The organism is Pedobacter anseongensis, assembly GCF_037482965.1.
Taxonomy (GTDB): Bacteria; Bacteroidota; Bacteroidia; order Sphingobacteriales; family Sphingobacteriaceae; genus Pedobacter; species Pedobacter anseongensis.
This window is the reverse complement of the sequence record NZ_JBBHKB010000004.1, coordinates 294,642-311,365: the sequence shown is the minus strand read 5'-3', so window position 1 is coordinate 311,365 and position 16,724 is coordinate 294,642. Positions and strand designations below refer to the sequence as shown.

The window sequence follows — 16,724 nt, the reverse complement described above, 5'->3', positions numbered from 1 at the left end:
GAAATCTTGTTACAAAACTTGCACCTGCTGTATTGGCAGGATTATCGTAAACCTACTTCCAACTCCTAAAATAGAATCAAGATAAATTTTACCCTTTAATTTCTCAACAGATTGTTTAATAATATATAAACCTAAGCCAGTACCTCTTTTATTCGCATTAAGTATATAAAACATTTCGAAAACTTTCTCATGAAATTCGTTTGAGATACCAATGCCATTATCCTCTATGCTAATCACTAGGTTAGCCCCATCTCTTTGGATTTTAATTTTTATAAATGGATTCTCTTTCGTTGGATCACTGTACCTAAATGCGTTGGATATTAAGTTGTTGATAATAATTTTAATAAAAACTACATCACTATAGATTTCTTCCAAATCTTTAGGTATCTGTATTTCCGTATTCATTTCCTTATTATCGGTATTATGTTTATTTAGTGAAATAGCATCTTCAACCAGCGCCTTTAAATCGAACTTTATAGGTTGAGGATTTAAATCTCTCCGTTGTAATAATGAAATCACATCCTTAATAAATAAATCTTGTTTTTTTAGCAATTTATCCATCAAATTCATATTCTCTTTAATGGCTAATACATCTGTCTCTAAAATAGAAAGCTGTACTAATCCCTGCAGTGAATTTAAGGGGGCTCTTAGATCATGTGATAAGCTATACACAAAAGTGTCAAGTTCCAAGTTTAAATCAAACACCTTATCATAGCTTATTTTGAGTGCGGATTTAGATTTATATAATTTAGCAATTATAAACAGTAAATAGCTCGATAAGCTTCCAACAATTAAAATGGTAACTAACACATTTACCCAGTTCAATAATTTTTCAATTTTTCTGGCTAAATTGCTCAATGCAATAGAAAAATTTGTTTCTTGATCTGTAAGGATAAGATTTGATGTAGCTATTTTTTTATAAAGCTGTTGCTTCAATTTTTCATCGTCAACGTTACGTTTAAATTGTTCAGCAAGTTTATCCACCTCAAGCAAGAGCACTTCAGATTTTGCCCACAAATTAACCGCTTCTTTAAACTCTGTAACCTTTCTAAAGTTCTTAAACATCCATATAATATTACCTATATCAGATGAGTGAACTTTTCCATTAATGAAATGGTTAAAAGCGATTGAATCGGGTTCGTTATTCATCATCGAATGACGAGCCTTATTATCGCTCATAGGAACTTTTAAAGATTTCTTATAACTGTTCCAAAACGACGGATCTTTAGTGTTTAAATAATAGGTTAAATTTAATGAGGCATCTTTTTGACCTTTTGAATACGCAGATTCACCATTGATGTATGACCTAACTCCGGACTTAATTTTCGAAGAATAATAATTAATCAAGATGAGCGTTAGAGCGGCTAGCACTACTAACACTATAATCAATCTACTTTGCGCTTTAAATTCAATCATAGGAATATTAAAACTAATCTAAATTTTATGAAATTGTTATACAATTATTAAAATTTCTTATTATTTAACTATTTCTTTCCCAAATTTGCAATATGACTTTTAAAGAAAAATTACAAGCCATCCGTAATCAAATGCGTACAGATGGAGTTGATGCTTATGTTATTCCTTCGGCCGACCCGCATATTAGCGAATACCTGCCTGATCATTATAAATGCATTTCTTTTGCAACAGGCTTTAAAGGCTCGGTTAGCACTGTTGTAATTACACAAGAATTTGCTGGTTTATGGGCCGATTCGAGGTATTTTGAACAAGCTGAAGAGCAATTAGCTGGAAGCGGCTATCAATTGGTAAAGCTAAAAGCCCAACATACTCCTGAATACATTAGCTGGCTTGACGAAGTACTTGAAGAATCGGAGGTAGTGGCATTCGACGAAAAAATGGTTTCTGTTGCATTAGCACAACACTTTAATCAAATATTAGCCTATAAAAAAATTCAATTTAAGCATAAAGATTATCTTCAACCTATATGGCAAGACCGACCTGCCCTACCTTCAGAGCCTGCATTTTTAGTTGCCGACGAATTTACGGGTCAATCTACCAAAGATAAATTAACAGCAATACGGAAAGTGATGAAACAGCACCGCGCCGATTATCACCTAATCTCTTCTTTGGATGATATGGCTTGGGTTTTTAACCTACGTGGAAGGGATGTAAAATACAATCCTGTGGTATTAAGCTTCGCCATTCTCACTGAAAATGAGGCTACTTTATACATTCAAAATGACAAGTTGAGTGACCATGAAAAAGCGAGTTTAACAAAAAGTGGAGTAGAAATTTTAAGTTATGATACCGTTGCAAAAGATCTTCCTTTTTTAAAAGCCGAAAGCAGTATATTAATTGATCCGAGAAGAAATTGCCTTGCTCTATTTAAGCTTATTCCATCTTCTGTAAAAATTATCAAAGAAACTAATCCTTCTACCTTTTTAAAATCGCGTAAAAATACTATTGAAATAGAAAATACACGCATTGCCATGCAAAAAGATGGAGTTGCCATTACTCGCTTTTTAAAATGGGTGAAAGAAAATGTCGGAAATATTAAAATGACTGAGCTTTCTGCAGCTGCTCAGTTAAGAGATTTTCGCGCAGAGCAAGAAGGTTTTTTTGGCGAAAGTTTTAATACGATTGCTGCCTATAAAGCACATGGTGCACTACCTCACTATGCATCAACCCCAGAGAGCGATACAGAAATACAAGCAGATGGGTTGTTTTTAGTAGATTCTGGCGGGCAATATTTCTACGGAACTACCGATATAACCCGAGTAATTCCACTAGGTAATATCACCGAAGAAGAGCGAACAGACTATACCTTAGTGCTTAAAGGTATGATTGAAGGGTGCAAAACTCGGTTTCCTAAAGGCACCTGTGGTTATGCTATTGATGCCATTACACGCAGGCCATTATGGGATTATGCCATTAATTTTGGACATGGCACGGGTCACGGTGTAGGTTATTTCTTAAATGTACACGAAGGCCCACAAGTATTTAACGGGGGAGCAACTCCAATTCCGATCGAATTGGGAATGATAACTTCTATTGAACCAGGTATTTATCGCCCTGGCAAACATGGCATTCGTATAGAAAATCTGGTGCTAACCATCCAAGACGAAACCAACGCATTTAATGAATTCTATGCCTTCGAATCGTTAACGCTTGCTCCTATAGACACGAGTATAGTTAATAAAGAATTATTAGAACAAAGTCAGATCGATTGGCTAAATAACTACCATCAGCTGGTGTTCGAAAAATTGAGTCCGTCATTAAATGAAGAAGAGCGATTATTTTTACAGGAGATGACTCGAGCGATTTGAGATATGAGTTTTGAGAAGTGAGATTTGAGATATGAGATCGGGTGTCTAATACTTAAGGTGACCTTAGATTTCTTAGATGGTGAAACAAAGCGACAATAAATTATCTTTGCGGTTAAAAAACTACAATGAAACTTAAATCATTTTATCCTATCCTAGCTATTTGTTTAACCCTAATGTTAGTATCATGGGGTTACACGGGGCATCGTACCATCGGCTTCCTTACCGAAAACCATCTTACACCGAATGCAAAATTAGCAATTAAAGACCTCCTAGGTGACACCTCCATCTCCGAAGCCTGCACTTGGGCTGATGATGCGCGTAGAGAACCCCAATATGCGAACACAGCCAATTGGCATTTCTTAAATCTTCCATTAGGGTTAAATTATGAAGATTTTCAAAAATATATAGATACTTTGAAATCCGAAAATGTGTATAGCGAGCTAATCAATCAAGAAAAAATATTAACTAATAATAATTCTACAAAGCAACAAAAGATAAATGCACTTAAATTCATGATGCACTTTGTGGGCGATCTACATCAACCTATGCACATCAGCAGAGAAGAAGATAAAGGAGGAAGTACAATTCAAGTTAACTATAATGGAAAGGGCACCAATTTACATAGTCTTTGGGATACGAGAATGTTAGAGAAAGAAGGTTTAAGTGCTGCGCTACTTGCCATTAAGTTCGATACCATTTCAGAAACAGACATAAAACAATGGCAAAAAGATCCCGTAATGGTATGGATGTGGGAGAGCTATCAAATAAGCACCGTTTTATATGCTGAAATAGCACAAATGAACAATAAAACCATTGATGACACTTATTATCAAAAACACATGCCTATTGTACAAAAAAGAATGCAACAAGCAGCAATTCGCTTAGCAGGCATATTAAATAAAATCTATAGGTAAAAGCATACGTTTACGCAACAAATCGTTGCAACCTTTAGATGTCTACTAATTGTCTTGCATATAAAAGACAATTTATCTAAGTTTGCCAAATGTTCCCGTAGTTCAATGGATAGAATTATGGTTTCCGGTACCATCGATATGAGTTCGAATCTCGTCGGGAACACTAAAGTAGTTTTTATATTTTTTAACTATTCCGTTCTGGAATATTGTTTTCAAAACCTTTTTCTAGGTACTGTGTTCCTTTCATAAATACTATATACCATGGAAACTAAAACACAAAACAAATCAAAAATGCCTACGGGCAAAACAGGAAAAATGGAAAATTCTGAATTTCATGAATTTTTTATCGATGAATTGAAAGATATCTATTGGGCAGAAAACCATTTGGCAAAAGCATTGCCAAAAATGCAGAAAGCAGCAACAAGTACCGATTTAGCAGCAGCTTTTGAAAAGCATACCAAAGAAACCCAAGACCACATTTCTAGGTTAGAGCAGGTTTTTGAACTATTAGGTGAAAAAGCACAAGCAAAGAAATGTGATGCAATGGCTGGCTTATTGGAAGAAGCAAAAAGTATTATGGAAGATACCGATAAGGATACCATGGTGCGCGATGCGGGATTAATATTAGCAGCTCAAAAAGTGGAACATTATGAAATCGCTAGCTATGGAACGTTAAGAACCTTTGCCGAAACCATGGGACATAGCGATGTGCAGGATCTATTACAACAAACCTTGGATAATGAAAAGGAAACTGATGTTGCGTTAACTGAACTTGCGATGAGCTGTGTTAACGAGGCGGCAGCAGAAGAATAAGGATTTATTTAACTAATTAATTTTCATAAAGCATCTCGAAATTTGGGATGCTTTATTTTAATAACTCGATATGCAGCCTTTTAATATTCACATTCAAAATAATGAAGAAGAAATAACGCTCACCATTATTCCAGAGAAAAATTATTATAAAATTGTCTTTTACGGAGGAATTATTGGCGCTATTGAAGCGTTTGAAGGCGGGTGGAAATTATTGGAAGAAGAAGAAATTGAGGCGGGTGATCTTCCTTTTTATGACTATAAACATGGCGTAGATAATCAACCAAAACTAGAATTGAATTTACCTAAAATTAATCAAATTGCTGCTGAGATAGAAAATGTCATCAATTGATTATAAGCAAGTTTACCTATAAGTTGTTATAATGTTGATAAAATCTTTATCAAAAAAATTTTCTTGTATGTATTTTCGTTAATCAAATCAATTTAATCAAATGTCGCCAGCGTTTACCTGTATCTATTTTTTGGAGAACACCGATACATATATTTTGGAGATCAAGAGAAATGATTTACCACAGGATGAGGATGTATCCAAAATTTATCAATGGATGCGAGTGAGTAAAGATTTTCAACAAGCGAGTCCGCTTACCTTTAGATCCATGGATTCATCATTAGAAGTAGAAGAGCGGTATTTTGAGGAAGGTTTTCTAAAATTCAATCGTAAAAGCGGAACATTTATCGAAAAATATAATTCTGCACAACATAATTTAGAAGCAAGGAGCAATGCTGAGGTACCAAAAGATCTTACCGAAGTAATTAATAACTATCTCCGTAAAAACTAAGAAACCCCGATTTTCATCGAGGTTTCAAAAATGATTAAACCCGGAAATTACTATTTCGCACTGTTTTTCTTTTCAGTTACTTCTGTACGAATATCTTGAGCTAAACCTTTAAGGTCTTGCATTGCTTTACGTACTCTAGTACCCGCTGCTGCATTACCACCATTATAAAATTTTTCTGCATCTGCTTCAATTGCAGCGATTACTTCTTTAACTTTTGAGAATTTTTCCATGTTTTTATTTTTAATTTAATTTCAAATATATCATTTAAACCGAATAAACAAGTATCTAAACATTTATTTATTATTGCCCTAATTATACCTAAAACCACTTTTTACACAAAAATAGCTGAATCGCAATTTGTTAGGCATTCCTTTCTATTTAAATTAACTATTATTTAAATAAGGTTAAAAGGCAACTGCTTTCCAAAATCGCCGTTGCTTTAAATGATAGCTGCTGATGAAGCATTAATAATTCCCCATCCTTTAGGTGGGTTAAAGTGCCTAAACTTTCAAAAGTAAGTTCGCCACTTATTAACTGAACGCTCATAATTGCAGTATCTTCATTTTTACCAGGATGGAAATCCTGCCCTTTCTTTAATACAATTAATGTAACGGTTATCCGCTCAGATTTAAAAACGGTTATTGCATTTTTCCCGTTCCTATCGTAAGCTTCCTCATGCTTTAATTGATTTATATATTTTGGAACATCAATGGGTATAATTGCTGCATCCAATGGCCTTGCACCCTCAGGTCGCTGTTGTGTTGAATTGTTATATTTCTCTTCCATGATTGGTCTTTGCATAAAAACACGAATCTTAACCAGATGTTTTGATAAGATTGTTTATAATTTTCTTAAAATATCTACAATGAATTCACTTCCTTTGTTACTTATGTCGCTTTATATCTCTTCTCTTAATACAGGAAGCAATGGCAATTGCTTCTATATCGGTAATGGAAACGAAGCAGTTTTAGTTGATGTTGGCTTATCGTGTAAAGAAACCGAGATAAGGATGCAACGACTAAACCTAAGCATGGGTAATGTAAAAGCCATTTTCATTACGCACGAGCATAGCGATCATATTCGAGGGCTATCCGTGCTGGCTAAAAAATATCAGTTACCCGTTTATATTACCCCTTCTACCCTATTAAGCGGAAAACAACAAATCCAGCCACATTTAGTACATGCTTTTAATGCCTACACACCAATACAGCTGGGCGAGCTTGAAATTATTGCTTTCCCCAAAAAGCACGATGCTGCAGAACCACATAGTTTCATCATACGTTCCAAGACAGTAACCATCGGCGTATTTACTGACATTGGTGAACATTGCGATCATGTAATTCAAAATTTTAAACAATGTCATGCCGTATTCTTAGAGGCAAACTATGATGATGATATGCTTAATACCGGCAAGTATCCCTATTATTTAAAAAATCGCATTCGCGGCGGTCAGGGTCACTTATCTAACGCACAAGCATTAGCACTATTTAAAACCTATAAATCAGCCCATTTAAGCCACTTATTTCTCTCTCACTTAAGTAAAGATAACAATTGTCCGGATTTAGTGCAACGTTTATTTAACGAACATGCAAATGGCACAGAAATTATTGTTGCTTCGAGATATCAAGAAACTGCCGTTTACCATATTTGTTGATAAGAATTGTTTGAGTTGTTAAAAAGGAAATCCAATCCCGAAATTATATTGCATAAAACGATACACATCTGGGTTGTGCGTAATAAAATAATTTTCTTTAAATGTCTTTCCTCCGTTTAGGTACTTGCTAATTACCCATTGTTCTGAACCTACGAATTGAGGATCTTTAAGTTTAAGACCCAAATCGAATCTAAACACAAAAAATTCTACATCGTACCTAAATCCTAAACCAGTACCGATAGCGATCTGTTTGCCTAATTTGTCGAGTTTGAAATAAGTTTCTGGCCGAGGATTACCGGAAGATATGTTCCAAATGTTTCCCATATCAACAAAAGCAGCCCCTTTTAATTTACCCCCAAATAACTTATTTACCAGTAAATAACGGTATTCCAAATTGGTTTCAATTCGCATCTGCCCAAGTTGATCAATACCGAACGATGAGTTTCTTGCAATCGCACTTGGGATTACATCACGATTATAATTCCCAGGCCCCAAAGTTCTAGCTTGCCAAGCACGTATGCCGCTCGAACCACCGGCGTAGAATAATTTTTCAAAAGGCACCGAAATAGAATTTCCATACGCATAACCTACCCCCGTATTCAGCCTCGCAATAAATTGTCGGTCGCCCCCCAAGTTTTTGTACCAACGCACATCTATTTCGGGACGAAGATATTGATTAAAAGGCAGGCCAAAAATCTTCCCGAAATCACCATTCTTAGCATCGTGTTTAGTACCAAAGGCGTTGGAGGTAAGTTGTAAAAGGTTACCCGCTATATCTATATTGCCCTTAAAGTAAACAAATGAACTATTTTGTAATAATTTTTCACCGTTTAGGGTATACGCATACTTCATCCCAAGGGTAAAGTCTTTACGTCCTAGTAATTTGATATTATAAGAATTACTTTCTAATAATTGTTTATTTGCGTTATATTTATTGATATCACTTTTATCGACAGTATCGATTAGTATGCTACCAAAGCGATATTCGACGTTAAGCGGAGTAAAGGAATGTAATTTCGATTTCGTCTCTACCCAATCGTAACTTACCGAGTTAATAAAAATTCGACGATCGGTTATGTCCTTTTGCAATGCATATAAATAACTGGTTGAAAATGTGGTATAAGGCATTCCATTTTTTCCCATCATCGGGATGTTAACAAAAGGAATCATGAGTCTCGGAACAGATAAACTTGCACTAACCGAAAAATCGCGTTGATAAATATCGTTAAATATCGATTTACCATCCCCTCTTCTCGACTGTAATCCGCCTTTTACCTGAAATTGAAAACGCTCAGCTCCTTTTAAAAAGTTATTATTGATGTAGGTATTACTCAGTGTAAAGCCTACTGTACCACTGTTAAAGGGGATCTCACCTTCAACACGATTACTCATCCGCTTTTGCGGAACTAAAAAAATGACAGGATTTATCTTGTTGCTACTGTCTTTCGCCAAAGTGTAATCTATTTTTACATTCTTAAACACATTAAGCTGATACAGCCTATCGTAGGTTAAATTCTCTTTTGTGATATCATAGATTTCGCCTTCTCGGATAAAATTATAACGTACAATTGGGTTTCTTCTAAACTTATTCGAGAGATCGATATAACGAATACCTCTAAATGCTCGCTTATTTTTTAAGGAATCTGATAATCGATCACGATTAAAAAACCCTTCTGAATTTTCGGCAATGATTACATTCGAAGTGTCTATCGTAAATACCTTATGTTTTGTTCCATTAAGCGGATTATCAATAATTAACTTCACACTCACTTTGCTATTGTTCTGGTTCGAATCTGGTTCATATCGTACATATGGACGTTCGAAAAGAAAATATCCATTTTGTCGCATCACCTGATAAATCTGATCTCTTTCGTAGGCTAATGAATCTTCGTCGTACCGCTTACCTTCGTGCAAATGTGTAAATGCTGCTTTCTTTGATAAATAGAGCGATTTAACAATAGGGTCAGGAATTTCGTAAGTTAATTTATTTATGTAGAAAGGCTGACCCGGATTTGCTACAAATCGAAGCTCAGCTTTCTTTTTCTTTACCTTGATTTCAGATTTTACCTTTGCATTAAAATATCCCTTACTTTTCAAGAATTTTTCGATCTGACTACGGGAAATTTCTACCAAAGTACTATCCAAAATTGGTGGCGGCGAGCCTAGTGGTTTGATATTGGCTGTTTTGTATTTGCCGTTCTTAGTATTGAAAATATTATAAACCTTTACATTTAAACCGATTACCCCAGATGGCCTAATATCTTTTTGAACGTAATTATTAGCCTGCTCTAGAAATTGCTTATCTACACTATCTATTTTAACCTTGGTTACGATAGATTGATAATCTTGAATATACTTTGTGGAAGAACAACCTGCTATAAAAACAAGAATAAATAGTAATATTGTAAGAATTTGTACCTGTTGTTTATAGTTATACGTGTATGCTTTCAAAATCACAAATCAGTTTTATTAAATCTTTACATCAAAAAAAGTACCGAAAAGAAAATGGGCTATTTTGTATTGAAGGTATAAAATCTATTGTAGAATTTACGAATTCAAATTACCAATTGCATAGTATTTATTACAACCCTACTTATTTCTCATCTTTACCTAAATTCCCAGCAAATATAAAGTTATTCGAGGTAAACAACGCCGAATTGGAGAAGATTAGTACACTTCAAACGCCTCAAGGTATTCTTGCATTGGTAAACATCCCTTCCGGCCAAAAATTAGAGGCGAGCTCGTTAAAAAATAAATTCGCATTGGTGTTAGACGACGTGCAAGACCCGGGTAATTTTGGAACAATAATTAGAACAGCAGATTGGTTCGGAATTAACACCATTATTTGTTCTGAACATACGGTAGAAGTTTTTAACCCTAAGACCATACAGGCTACCATGGGTTCGCTGGCACGAATGAACATTTTTTATACAGATTTAACTGTTTTTTTGAAGGAAACGAATCTGCCCATTTTTGGAGCATTACTCGAAGGAAACTCCATTTACGATACGGATTGGGGAAGCGATGGATTAATTTTATTAGGAAATGAGGGACATGGCATTTCTGAACAGTTGATTAAAAAGATTACTATTCCCATTACTATTCCGCGAATCGGGAGCGCCGAATCACTAAATGTTGCCATCTCTGCAGGTATAATCTGCAGTGAATTAGCAAAATTGAGCTTAAAACGTTAATATGTTAACAAGTATTCACCTAATTTTATTCGCATTCTTTTTGCATCCTCGCATATAATTACTATTTTTGCAACCTTGAATTTAAAGGGTCGAGTGGCCGAGTGGCTAGGCAGAGGTCTGCAAAACCTTCTACAGCGGTTCGAATCCGCTCTCGACCTCAGGTTTATATTAATTAAGAAATAAAAAACGCATTATCATGGCAGTTACAAGATTAAAAAGAAAAGACAGATACAATAAAAATGTTTCTCGTTTAGAAGTTAAAACGTTGAAATTAGCTACTAACATCGAATTAGGAAGTCGTTCGAAACAATCTACCAAAGATCAATTAGCTAAAAACAATGAGGTATTAGCTAAACTTACCGCTTCCGCTTAATCGTTCGTCTTCTTTAACGTATTAAAAAGCATCTTTGATTTAATTCTAGGATGCTTTTTTGTGCGTCATGGTTTTTGGGTTTTTAACAGCTCTCTACGTCTTTTGCGGTCGATTTAAGCGCCCAAATCCACACCCATTTTCCATTAACCATTTTGAAAATTTTTTTCTTTAAAAATTTGCGTAAGTGATTACTTACCTATATATTTGTAAGCAAATGCTTACATATTATGAGAAGAGACGTTTTTCAGGCAATTGCCGACCCCACACGAAGGGAAATTATAAATTTGATTGCATTTAACGCTTTAAATCTAAATGCCATTGCCGATAATTTCGAAATGAGCCGATCGGCCGTTTCCCAACATATTAAAATTTTAACGGAATGTGGACTAGTGGCGATCGAAAAAGATGGAAGGGAACGAATCTGCCATGTGAAATTTCAAAAATTAAGTGAAGTTTCGAATTGGATAGAAAAATATAGAGTTTTTTGGACCAACAAATTGGATGCCTTAGAAGTTCATTTAGTGGATGAATTTAAAGTTAAACCTAAACCATAATAAAAATGAGTACAAAACCTGTAATTGTAGAACGATTGTTTAACGCCCCTATCGCCAAAGTATGGAATGCATTAACCATTAATGAAGAAATGAAAAAATGGTACTTTAATCTTGAAAATTTTAAAGCGAAAGTCGGTTTTAAATTCAATTTTTTAGGCGGACCTGAAGACGGTATCCAATATTTGCATTTATGCGAAGTAATTGAAGTGATCGAAAACAAAAAAATAGCCTATACCTGGCGATATGACAACTATCCGGGAAACTCAATTGTAACCTGGGAACTTTTTGAAAAAGAAGACAAAACTTTAGTTCGAATAACGCATACAGGACTAGAAACTTTTGCCGAATCGGGAAAAGACTTCTCCTCAAACAATTTCAATGAGGGCTGGACCTATTTCCTATACACCGCATTAAAAGGATATTTAGAAGGCGAAGAATAGTATCTGCAGTTATTAAAATAATGGATTAAATTACTACTATAGTATACCCATCGATCCCATTAGCTAAATTCATTTAATTATTCCCAAACCAAATGAAGGCATATTTAAAGCTATTAATTTTAGTCAGCACTTTTAGTTTACAGATCAAATCACTTTCCGCACAGTCATTAGCTCCTTCACCAACCCCGCCCATGGGATGGATGAGCTGGTATACCTTCATCGACAACATCAACGAGGAGCAAATCAAGGAAGTTGCTGATGCGATGGTTAAAACTGGACTTCGAGACGCCGGTTACACCCTTCTTCAATTGGATGATGGTTGGATGGCAAAAGAACGAGATCAAGAAGGCAGACAGTTTGCGGACAAAATAAGATTTCCGAGTGGAATTAAACAGCTTGCTGATTATCTCCACAAGAAAGGACTTAAACTGGGTATTTATTCTTCTAACGGTAGCTTAACTTGTGCAGGTTATCCCGGAAGTTATAATCACGAAGAAATTGATGCAAAAACCTATGCAGAATGGGGAGTTGATTATTTGAAATATGATGCCTGCGGCAAAAAAGAAGGTCACAGTGATCAAGAATTAAACCTGAGAATGATTAATGCGATCAAAAAAACTGGTCGACAAATGCAATACGAAGTTTGTGTATTTGGCAGCAATGACACCCATTTATGGGCGAGTAAAGTGGCCACTATGTGGCGCACTGGAGGCGATATCGTTCAGAATATTGATAGAAATCCAGTTGTTACCTACAACCTATGGTACGCTAATTTACAACAGGTAGTAGGAAAAGAATCTTACGCCGGCAATGGCCATTGGAACGATCCCGATAATTTAATCGTGGGCTATCCACGCAAAAACGAACAAACCTTGGCAGAGCAACAAGCACAGTTTAGCTTTTGGAGTCTAATTGCAGCACCCTTATTATTGAGCGTTGATGTGAGAACGATGGAGCCAAAGATTAAGGCCATTCTAATGAATAAAGAGGTAATCGCCATTAATCAAGACAAAGCAGGCCTACAGGGAAGCCGAATAATTAATGAAAAAGATTACGAAATTTGGGTTAAGAAATTAAGCGACGGATCAAAAGCTGTTATTTTATTCAATAAAAAAGATGTTGATGCTGAACTAACCCTTAACCTAAAAGACATTAATGAAACTGGAAAAGTGGTGATTAGCGATTTGTGGACGAAGAAAAATGCAACGATTTCAAATTTTATAACTAGAAAAGCGGCCCCACATGGTGTATTGATGTATAAAATTTCTTCGACAAAATAATTTTTGTTTCGTATTTTTAGTTCATGGAAACAAAGCTAACCACAATCGACGAGTACATTGCGGGCTTCCCTGCCCATGTTCAAGAGCAATTGCAACAAATTCGCGAAACCATACAACATGCTGCCCCAGAGGCAACAGAAAAAATAAGCTATGGCATGCCAACCTTTTACCTAAATGGAAATTTAATCCATTTTGCTGGTTATAAAAATCACATCGGTTTGTATCCTGCCCCACAGGGGATTGATGCTTTTAAGGAAGAGCTATCCGCCTATAAAGGCGCAAAAGGTTCGGTACAATTTCCGTTAAACCAACCCATGCCTTTAGATCTCATTGCTAGAATTACAATGTTTAGGGCCGAAATGCAACTTAAAAAGAGTTAAACTACCAGTTCTTTACAAATTCGTTTAATGAGCCCTGGTCCCTCATAGATAAAGCCTGTATAAAGCTGCACTAAAGAAGCACCAGCAGCTATTTTTTCTTTCGCATCTGCTGGAGAATGAATGCCCCCTACACCGATAATGGGAAATGCTTTCTCAGATTTTTTAGCTAAATAACGAATAACTTCAGTAGATCGTTTAGCTAGGGGTTTACCACTTAGCCCCCCCATTTCATTCTTAAGCTGTTCTTCGGTGTATAGGCCATTACGATCAATGGTAGTGTTTGTTGCAATTACGCCAGCAATTCGTGTTTCTTTTACAATCTCAACGATATCGTCTAATTGCTCGTTGGTTAAATCGGGTGCTATTTTTAACAGTATAGGGCGAGATACATCATTTTTACGGTTGCGTAGTTGTAGCGTATTAAGTAATTCTTTTAAGGGCTCTTTTTCTTGGAGCGCTCTTAATCCAGGTGTATTTGGCGAACTAACATTCACTACAAAATAATCGACCACATCGAACAAACGATCGAAGCATTTTATATAATCGCTAGTAGCATCTTCATTAGGGGTATTTTTGTTTTTGCCTATATTGCCACCAACAATAATGTTTGGCTCTTTTTCTTTTAATAAGCGTAACCGCTCTGCCATTACATCAACCCCTTTGTTATTGAAACCCATTCGGTTAATGATGGCACTATCTTCTTGCAAACGGAACATGCGGGGCTTATCGTTACCCGGTTGAGGTAATGGAGTTACAGTACCCACTTCGATAAAACCAAAACCAAGGTTACTTAAAGCTTCAACATATTCGCCATTTTTATCGAAACCTGCAGCTAAGCCTACCGGATTTTTAAACTGTAATCCGAAAACCTCCCGCTCTAAACCTTTTAAATGAATATCGAAGCAACTGCGTAGAATAGTTTTCCCTAAAGGAAAATAATCATGAAACCACTTTAATCGCTTAACTACAAAGTAATGAACCTTTTCTGGATCAAATTGAAAAAAGACAGGTTTAACGAGGCGATACATGGGGCAAAGATATTAATTTTTAGGAAATGGGAAATAGGAATTGGGGAATAGGTTAGTGATTGTATATCAAAAATCCGTATTTTTGCGCTTGAAATGATTTCTATAAACGATTTAACCTTCTTAATTGGCTCTAGGGCCTTATACGACGAAGCAAACTGGCACATTAAGCCAGGCGATAGAGTTGGCTTAATCGGTGCTAATGGTACCGGAAAGTCTACTTTACTAAAAATTATTGTTGGCGAATATGCTCCCTCATCGGGCAGCATTTCGATGGCTAAAGATTTAAAAATTGGTTATTTAAATCAAGATTTACTTTCTTACGAATCGCATCATACCATTTTGCATGTGGCCATGGAGGCTTTTGAGCGCCAAAACCAATTGCACGATGAGATTGAAGAACTGTTAAAGAAAATTGAAACCGATTACAGTGAAGAGACCTTATATAAGCTGAGCGACAAACAACAAGAGTTTGAAGCGTTGGATGGGTATAGCATTGAATACCGTGCAAATGAAATTTTAGCGGGTTTAGGTTTTAGTACCGAAGATCAACATCGACCGTTAAATACCTTTTCTGGAGGTTGGAGGATGCGTGTAATGTTAGCAAAAATTTTACTGCAAACTCCTGATATCCTTTTACTTGATGAGCCTACCAACCACATGGATTTACCATCAATTAAGTGGCTAGAGAACTATTTGGGTGGTTTTGAAGGAGCAATTGTGATTGTATCTCACGATCGGTATTTCTTAGATAAAATTGTTCGTAAAACTGTAGAATCTAGAAAAGGAAAACTAACCGTGTATGCTGGAAATTATTCGTTCTATGTAGAAGAAAAAGAATTACGCGGCGAAATTCAAAAGGGAGAATTTAAAAATCAACAAGCTAAGATTAAACAAGAAGAGCGTTTAATCGAACGTTTTAAGGCAAAAGCCAGTAAGGCTAAAATGGCGCAATCGCGGATGAAAGCTTTAGATAAAATGGAACGTGTAGAAGATGTTGATAACGATAATCCTACCGTAAACTTTAGTTTTAAATTCTCAAAACCTTCTGGCAGACATGTTGTGCGAATTGAAAATGCTTCGAAAAGCTATCCCAACGTCGATATTTTAGATGATGCCGAAGGTGTAATAGAAAAAGGCGATAAAATTGCTTTAATTGGAGCAAACGGTAAAGGTAAATCTACTTTGTTAAGGATGATTGCAGGCACTGAAGGTTTTGACGGAAAAATTGAAACTGGCCATAATGTTAGCACTACCTTTTTTGCACAGCACCAATTAGAGTCATTGCATTTAGAGAATACCATCTTAGAAGAATTGCAAGCTTTTGCTCCGAAGCATACCGATACTGAACTGAGAGGTATTTTAGGTTGCTTTTTGTTTACTGGTGATGATGTTTTCAAAAAAATTAAGGTATTATCTGGAGGCGAAAAATCTAGAGTAGCTCTAGCGAAATCGTTAACCACAGATTCGAATTTCTTGATTTTGGATGAGCCTACCAATCACTTAGATATACAATCGGTAAATATTTTAATTCAAGCTTTACAACAATACGAAGGTACTTTCATTTCCGTATCCCACGATCGCTATTTCTTAGATCATGTAGCGAATAAGATTTGGTTTATTGAGGAAGAAAAAATTAAAGAATATCCGGGTACCTATGCAGAATATGAAGAATGGAATAGCAAAAGAGTAATTCCTGCACCGAAACCCATTCCGGTAAAACCTGTTACAGAAGAAAAGAAAAAACCTGTTGAACAAGCTCCTGCAAATGCACAACAGCAACTAAAAAAACTTAATGAGAAGTTAAAACGTACCGAAGAAGAAATTGCTACCTTCGAAGCAAGCGTTAAAGCGGTAGAGGCAGAATTGGCTAGTGAAGAGGTTTATTCAAATGCCCATAAACTAGATGAAACAAATAAGCGTTATTTAGCGGAGAAAACGTTGTTAGATCATGCCCAAAAAACATGGGAAGAACTAGCAAGCGAAATTATGGAATTGGAGGGTTAGGTGGTTAGA

At 35.8% G+C, this 16,724-nt stretch carries 18 protein-coding genes and 2 tRNA genes; 15 read left to right on the top strand and 5 right to left on the bottom strand.

Translation table 11 applies throughout. From position 1 onward, the window contains the following. Positions 1 to 9: 9 nt before the first annotated feature. The gene (locus tag WG904_RS15455; protein ID WP_339580237.1) at positions 10 to 1,416 is read right to left on the bottom strand and encodes a sensor histidine kinase; all 1,407 of its coding nucleotides are present in this window, start codon (positions 1,414 to 1,416) and stop codon (positions 10 to 12) included. Between the two features lie 92 nt (positions 1,417 to 1,508). On the opposite strand from WG904_RS15455, the gene WG904_RS15450 reads away from it, so the two are divergent. The 6 genes from WG904_RS15450 (at position 1,509) to WG904_RS15425 (ending at position 5,808) form a co-directional block, all read left to right on the top strand. Next, positions 1,509 to 3,284, top strand: a complete 1,776-nt coding sequence (locus tag WG904_RS15450) for an aminopeptidase P family N-terminal domain-containing protein (protein ID WP_339580236.1) — start codon at positions 1,509 to 1,511, stop codon at positions 3,282 to 3,284. Between the two features lie 125 nt (positions 3,285 to 3,409). Next, positions 3,410 to 4,198, top strand: coding sequence for a S1/P1 nuclease (locus tag WG904_RS15445; protein WP_339580235.1), 789 nt, complete (start codon positions 3,410 to 3,412; stop codon positions 4,196 to 4,198). 91 nt (positions 4,199 to 4,289) lie between these two features. Continuing rightward, a tRNA-Arg gene (locus WG904_RS15440) sits at positions 4,290 to 4,361 on the top strand. 98 nt (positions 4,362 to 4,459) lie between these two features. After that, positions 4,460 to 5,011: a YciE/YciF ferroxidase family protein gene (locus tag WG904_RS15435; protein ID WP_339580234.1), complete on the top strand. Its 552-nt coding sequence runs from the start codon at positions 4,460 to 4,462 to the stop codon at positions 5,009 to 5,011. Positions 5,012 to 5,081: 70 nt separating this feature from the next. Next, positions 5,082 to 5,360, top strand: coding sequence for a hypothetical protein (locus WG904_RS15430; RefSeq protein WP_339580233.1), 279 nt, complete (start codon positions 5,082 to 5,084; stop codon positions 5,358 to 5,360). Between the two features lie 100 nt (positions 5,361 to 5,460). After that, on the top strand, positions 5,461 to 5,808 hold the full coding sequence (locus WG904_RS15425) for a hypothetical protein (RefSeq protein WP_339580232.1): 348 nt from the start codon (positions 5,461 to 5,463) through the stop codon (positions 5,806 to 5,808). A 50-nt stretch (positions 5,809 to 5,858) separates the two neighbouring features. Here the strand turns inward: WG904_RS15425 and WG904_RS15420 are convergent, their stop codons facing one another. Further along, a complete protein-coding gene (locus WG904_RS15420; RefSeq protein WP_182921595.1) occupies positions 5,859 to 6,038 on the bottom strand; it encodes a histone H1 in 180 nt (59 codons plus the stop codon). 160 nt (positions 6,039 to 6,198) lie between these two features. Then, positions 6,199 to 6,609 carry a cupin domain-containing protein gene (locus tag WG904_RS15415; protein WP_339580231.1) on the bottom strand — a complete coding sequence of 137 codons (411 nt, stop codon included), beginning with the start codon at positions 6,607 to 6,609 and terminating at the stop codon, positions 6,199 to 6,201. Between the two features lie 64 nt (positions 6,610 to 6,673). On the opposite strand from WG904_RS15415, the gene WG904_RS15410 reads away from it, so the two are divergent. Next, on the top strand, positions 6,674 to 7,462 hold the full coding sequence (locus WG904_RS15410; RefSeq protein ID WP_339580230.1) for an MBL fold metallo-hydrolase: 789 nt from the start codon (positions 6,674 to 6,676) through the stop codon (positions 7,460 to 7,462). A gap of 18 nt (positions 7,463 to 7,480) precedes the next feature. Here the strand turns inward: WG904_RS15410 and tamL are convergent, their stop codons facing one another. After that, positions 7,481 to 9,919 (bottom strand): translocation and assembly module lipoprotein TamL, encoded by a 2,439-nt coding sequence (gene tamL, locus WG904_RS15405; protein ID WP_339580229.1) that lies wholly within the window; start codon positions 9,917 to 9,919, stop codon positions 7,481 to 7,483. Here tamL and WG904_RS15400 point away from each other — a divergent pair. The 7 genes from WG904_RS15400 (at position 9,904) to WG904_RS15370 (ending at position 13,683) form a co-directional block, all read left to right on the top strand. Then, positions 9,904 to 10,656 (top strand): TrmH family RNA methyltransferase, encoded by a 753-nt coding sequence (locus WG904_RS15400; RefSeq protein ID WP_339580228.1) that lies wholly within the window; start codon positions 9,904 to 9,906, stop codon positions 10,654 to 10,656. The two genes, tamL and WG904_RS15400, sit on opposite strands and share 16 nt — an antisense overlap. A gap of 87 nt (positions 10,657 to 10,743) precedes the next feature. After that, positions 10,744 to 10,814 (top strand) — tRNA-Cys (locus WG904_RS15395). Positions 10,815 to 10,852: 38 nt separating this feature from the next. Then, entirely contained in the window at positions 10,853 to 11,029 is a 177-nt protein-coding gene (locus tag WG904_RS15390; RefSeq protein ID WP_339580227.1) for a spore protein, read from the top strand. 227 nt (positions 11,030 to 11,256) lie between these two features. Continuing rightward, on the top strand, positions 11,257 to 11,583 hold the full coding sequence (locus WG904_RS15385) for an ArsR/SmtB family transcription factor (RefSeq protein WP_339580226.1): 327 nt from the start codon (positions 11,257 to 11,259) through the stop codon (positions 11,581 to 11,583). Positions 11,584 to 11,588: 5 nt separating this feature from the next. Further along, positions 11,589 to 12,023 carry an SRPBCC family protein gene (locus tag WG904_RS15380; RefSeq protein WP_339580225.1) on the top strand — a complete coding sequence of 145 codons (435 nt, stop codon included), beginning with the start codon at positions 11,589 to 11,591 and terminating at the stop codon, positions 12,021 to 12,023. 92 nt (positions 12,024 to 12,115) lie between these two features. Continuing rightward, positions 12,116 to 13,303 carry a glycoside hydrolase family 27 protein gene (locus tag WG904_RS15375; protein ID WP_339580224.1) on the top strand — a complete coding sequence of 396 codons (1,188 nt, stop codon included), beginning with the start codon at positions 12,116 to 12,118 and terminating at the stop codon, positions 13,301 to 13,303. A 23-nt stretch (positions 13,304 to 13,326) separates the two neighbouring features. Then, entirely contained in the window at positions 13,327 to 13,683 is a 357-nt protein-coding gene (locus WG904_RS15370) for an iron chaperone (protein ID WP_339580223.1), read from the top strand. On the opposite strand, the gene WG904_RS15365 is transcribed toward WG904_RS15370, so the two are convergent. Then, a complete protein-coding gene (locus WG904_RS15365) occupies positions 13,680 to 14,711 on the bottom strand; it encodes a quinone-dependent dihydroorotate dehydrogenase (protein WP_339580222.1) in 1,032 nt (343 codons plus the stop codon). The two genes, WG904_RS15370 and WG904_RS15365, sit on opposite strands and share 4 nt — an antisense overlap. A 93-nt stretch (positions 14,712 to 14,804) precedes the next feature. On the opposite strand from WG904_RS15365, the gene WG904_RS15360 reads away from it, so the two are divergent. Further along, the gene (locus WG904_RS15360) at positions 14,805 to 16,715 is read left to right on the top strand and encodes an ABC-F family ATP-binding cassette domain-containing protein (RefSeq protein ID WP_339580221.1); all 1,911 of its coding nucleotides are present in this window, start codon (positions 14,805 to 14,807) and stop codon (positions 16,713 to 16,715) included. The last annotated feature ends 9 nt before the right edge of the window (positions 16,716 to 16,724 follow it).